The organism is Streptomyces sp. NPDC002935, assembly GCF_040611295.1.
Taxonomy (GTDB): Bacteria; Actinomycetota; Actinomycetes; order Streptomycetales; family Streptomycetaceae; genus Streptomyces.
Window position 1 is genome coordinate 1 of record NZ_JBEXNW010000088.1, and the last position, 3,513, is coordinate 3,513.

The 3,513-nt window shown below is 71.4% G+C and carries 3 protein-coding genes; all 3 read right to left on the reverse strand.

Translation table 11 applies throughout. The features are described 5' to 3' along the window. Positions 1 to 1,464, reverse strand: a 1,464-nt coding sequence (locus ABZX90_RS43720; protein ID WP_355213718.1) for an alpha-amylase family glycosyl hydrolase, incomplete at its 3' end; no start/stop codon positions are given. A 47-nt stretch (positions 1,465 to 1,511) separates the two neighbouring features. Further along, positions 1,512 to 2,948 (reverse strand): phosphotransferase, encoded by a 1,437-nt coding sequence (locus ABZX90_RS43725; protein ID WP_355213719.1) that lies wholly within the window; start codon positions 2,946 to 2,948, stop codon positions 1,512 to 1,514. Positions 2,949 to 3,054: 106 nt separating this feature from the next. Then, positions 3,055 to 3,513, reverse strand: a 459-nt coding sequence (locus ABZX90_RS43730) for an alpha-glucosidase C-terminal domain-containing protein (RefSeq protein ID WP_355213720.1), incomplete at its 5' end; no start/stop codon positions are given.

Sequence of the window (3,513 nt, forward strand, 5' to 3'; positions counted from 1 at the left end):
GTCGTCGCGGGGGAAGTGGGCGGGGACCCAGTCCATGAGGACGCCGATGCCGGCCCGGTGCAGGGCGTCGACGAGGTGCTTGAAGTCGTCGGGGGCGCCGAGCCGGGCGGTGGGGGCGTAGAAACCGGTGACCTGGTAGCCCCACGAGCCGCCGAACGGGTGTTCCGCGACGGGCATCAGCTCGACGTGGGTGAAGCCGAGGTCGGCGACGTAGGCGGGGAGCTGGTCGGCGAGCTGACGGTAGGTCAATCCGGGACGCCAGGACGGCAGATGCACCTCGTACGCCGAGAACGGCGCCTCATGAGCCGGCCGGGCTGCCCTTTTCGCCATCCACTGAGCGTCCTGCCACACGTGGTGGGACGCGTGGACGATCGAGGACGTGTTGGGCGGGACCTCGGTGCGGCGGGCCATCGGGTCCGCGCGCAGGGTACGGGAACCGTCGGGGCGCGTGATGTCGAACTTGTAGAGCTCGCCCTCGCCGATCGCCGGAACGAAGAGCTCCCACACCCCGGAGGAGCCGAGCGAGCGCATCGGATACCCGGTGCCGTCCCAGAAGTTGAAGCTTCCGGCCAGCCGGACACCCCGCGCGTTCGGCGCCCAGACGGTGAAGCGCGTTCCGGTGACGCCCTGTTGCTCCATCGGTTCGGCGCCGAGCGCCCGCCACAACTCCTCGTGCCGGCCCTCACCGAGCAGATACAGGTCCAACTCGCCGAGCGTCGGCAGGAATCGGTACGCGTCCTCGGTCTCCAGCACCGTCCCCTCGTACGCCACGAGCAGTCGGTACGACTCCGGTACCGCGCGCAGCGGAAGCAGCCCGGAGAAGAAGCCGTCCCCGTCGTCGCGCAGTTCGGCGCGCAGGTCGTCCGTGACGACGGTGACCCCGAGCGCGTACGGGCGGAAGGCCCGGAAGGCGACACCGCCCGGCACCGTGTGGGCGCCAAGCACCCCGTGCGGATTGTGGTGCGTGCCGTCGAGCAGCCGCTGACGGTCCGACGGGTCGACACCGGCGAGGACGGGACCGCTCTCGGCGACGGCGGGCACGCTCTCGTCCAGCAGGGGTCCGGTCTCCCCGATCGCGGGACCGCTCTCGCCGACGGTGGGCTCAGGGATCTTCGCCACGGCCGTCACGACCTTCCTCGCGGCGTTCTTCGGGACCTTCTTCGAGGTCTTCGTGGCATCCGCCGCCACGCTTTTGGCGGTCCGCCGGGCGGAGAGGGCCTTCTTGGCCGCGGAGGTCTTCTTGCCCGCCGTGGTCTTCTTCGTGGCGGCCTTCCTGCCTGCGGCGGCCTTCTTGACCGCCGGTTTCCCCTCGGTCACCTTCTTGACGGTCGGCTTCGCCTCGGCCGCCTTCCCGGCCGCTGTCTTCCCGGCCGCTGTCTTCTCGGCCGTCGGCTTCCCGGCGGCAGCCGTGTTCTTCGCGCCGATCTTCTTCGGACTCTCGTCGGACGGGGGGCGGGGCGTCACGGGCAAGGCCTCCTCGGGAGGGTGAACTGGGGAACGTCGAAAGGGGATCAGGGCGACGCGGCCAGCCGCCGTACCGCCGCCAGGGGAACCGGCAGCCAGTCCGGGCGGTGCCGGGCCTCGTACACGACCTCGTACACCGCCTTGTCCGTCTCGAAGGCGCGCAGCAGCACGGGGTCCGTGCGCGGGTCGAGGCCGCTGACCTCGGCGTATCCGGTGCAGTAGGCGGCCCGGCAGGCGTCGGCCCAGTCGGACGCCGTCGGGACGGGGGTCCCCCCTGCCCGCGTGGAGCCGGGCGCCTGGGGGACGGAGTGGGCCGCGTAGTCGAAGGAGCGGAGCATGCCCGCGATGTCGCGTGCCGGGGGCTGGGGCATACGTCGCTCGGCGAGCGGTTTCGACGGCTCGCCCTCGAAGTCGATGAGCGACCATTCCCCGTCGGGGGAGCGCAGGCACTGGCCGAGATGCAGATCGCCGTGGACGCGCTGGGCCGTCCATGTGTGGCCCTCCGCGGCCAGATCGGCCAGCGCCTCGAACGCGGTCCGCAGACCGGGTGCGTGGGGCCGCAGCGCGGGCACCGCCTGTGCGGCGGCGTCCAGTCGCTCGGTCATGGCGTCGATGAGAGGCCGTATCTGGCTGTGCCCGAGCGTGACCGTGGGCAGTGACCGGGCGAGCGCCGTGTGCACCTCGGCGGTGGCCCGGCCCAGCGCCCGTGCCTCGGCGGCGAAGTCCTCGCCCTTGGCCAGCTCGCGCAGCGCGAGCTCCCAGCCGTCGGCCGCGCCCTGCACGAACGGCTGGAGCACGCCGAGTACGTACGTCCGCGCGTCGAGGTCCGCGAGCATCCAGGCCGCGGGCGCCGGGACCCGCGCGCAGCCCTCCCGGGCCAGCGCCAGCGGAAGCTCCAGATCCGGGTTGACCCCGGGCACGATCCGGCGCAGCACCTTCAGGATGAACGTATCGCCGTAGACGACCGACGAGTTGGACTGTTCCGCCGTCACCAGGCGCGGTACCAGGTCCCTGCGTATCTCCTGGCGTCGGTCGTGCTCGAAGCGCAGGTCGCCGACGCGGGCCCCGGTGCGCAGGGCTTCCAGGATGACACCGGCGGGGCGTGGGTCGTGCAGCGCCTCGTACACCGTCCGGCCGGCCAGCGGCCCCTCCTCCAGATGCCCGATCAGCGCGGGCGCGAGCCGTGGCGGCAGCGCCTCGCGTACGCCGATGAGTAACTGGTAGCAGTCCCCGGGATGCGAGGCGGCACCCTGCGCCGGAGTGTGGGGCTGGTGGGCGCGTACGAGCAGATGGATCAGGCCCAACTGCGCTGTGGACGGCAGTAGTTCCACCGCGGCGACCAGGGAGAATCCGGTCACCGGACGCCCTTTGCCCGCGAACCACCGCTGCCGGGGCAGCCATTCCCGCAACAGTGGATCGAGCGACGCGAGCAACTCGGGGCGTGCGACCGGGGCCGTGGCTGAGTGGGTTACGGCTTCCGACATGGCGTCGCGTCCTTTCCCCAGTGACCCGGGGGCCCCGGATACCGGGCGAGGTGTGAGTCATGCGTGCCCAGGGCGGGGCGGGAGAAACCGCCCCGCCGCCCGGGTTCTAGACGGCGTCCTTCCGGAGCCGGAACCAGTAGAAGCCGTGACCGGCGAGGGTCAGCAAGTACGGCAGTTCGCCGATGGCCGGGAATCGCACGCCGCCGATCAGCTCGACTGGGTGTCTGCCGTTGAACTCGCGCAGGTCGAGCTCGGTGGGCTGGGCGAAGCGCGAGAAGTTGTGCACGCACAGGACGAGGTCGTCGTCCCCTTCGCCCCCGGTCGAGGGCGCTTCGCGGAGGAACGCGAGGACGGCGGGGTTGGAGGACTGGAGTTCGGTGTAGGAGCCGAGTCCGAAGGCCCTGTTCTGTTTGCGGATCTCGATCATGCGGCGGGTCCAGTGCAGCAGCGAGGAGGGCGACGACATCGAGGCCTCGACGTTGGTGACCTGGTAGCCGTAGACGGGGTCCATGATGGTGGGGAGGAAGAGGCGGCCGGGGTCGCTGGAGGAGAAGCCGGCGTTGCG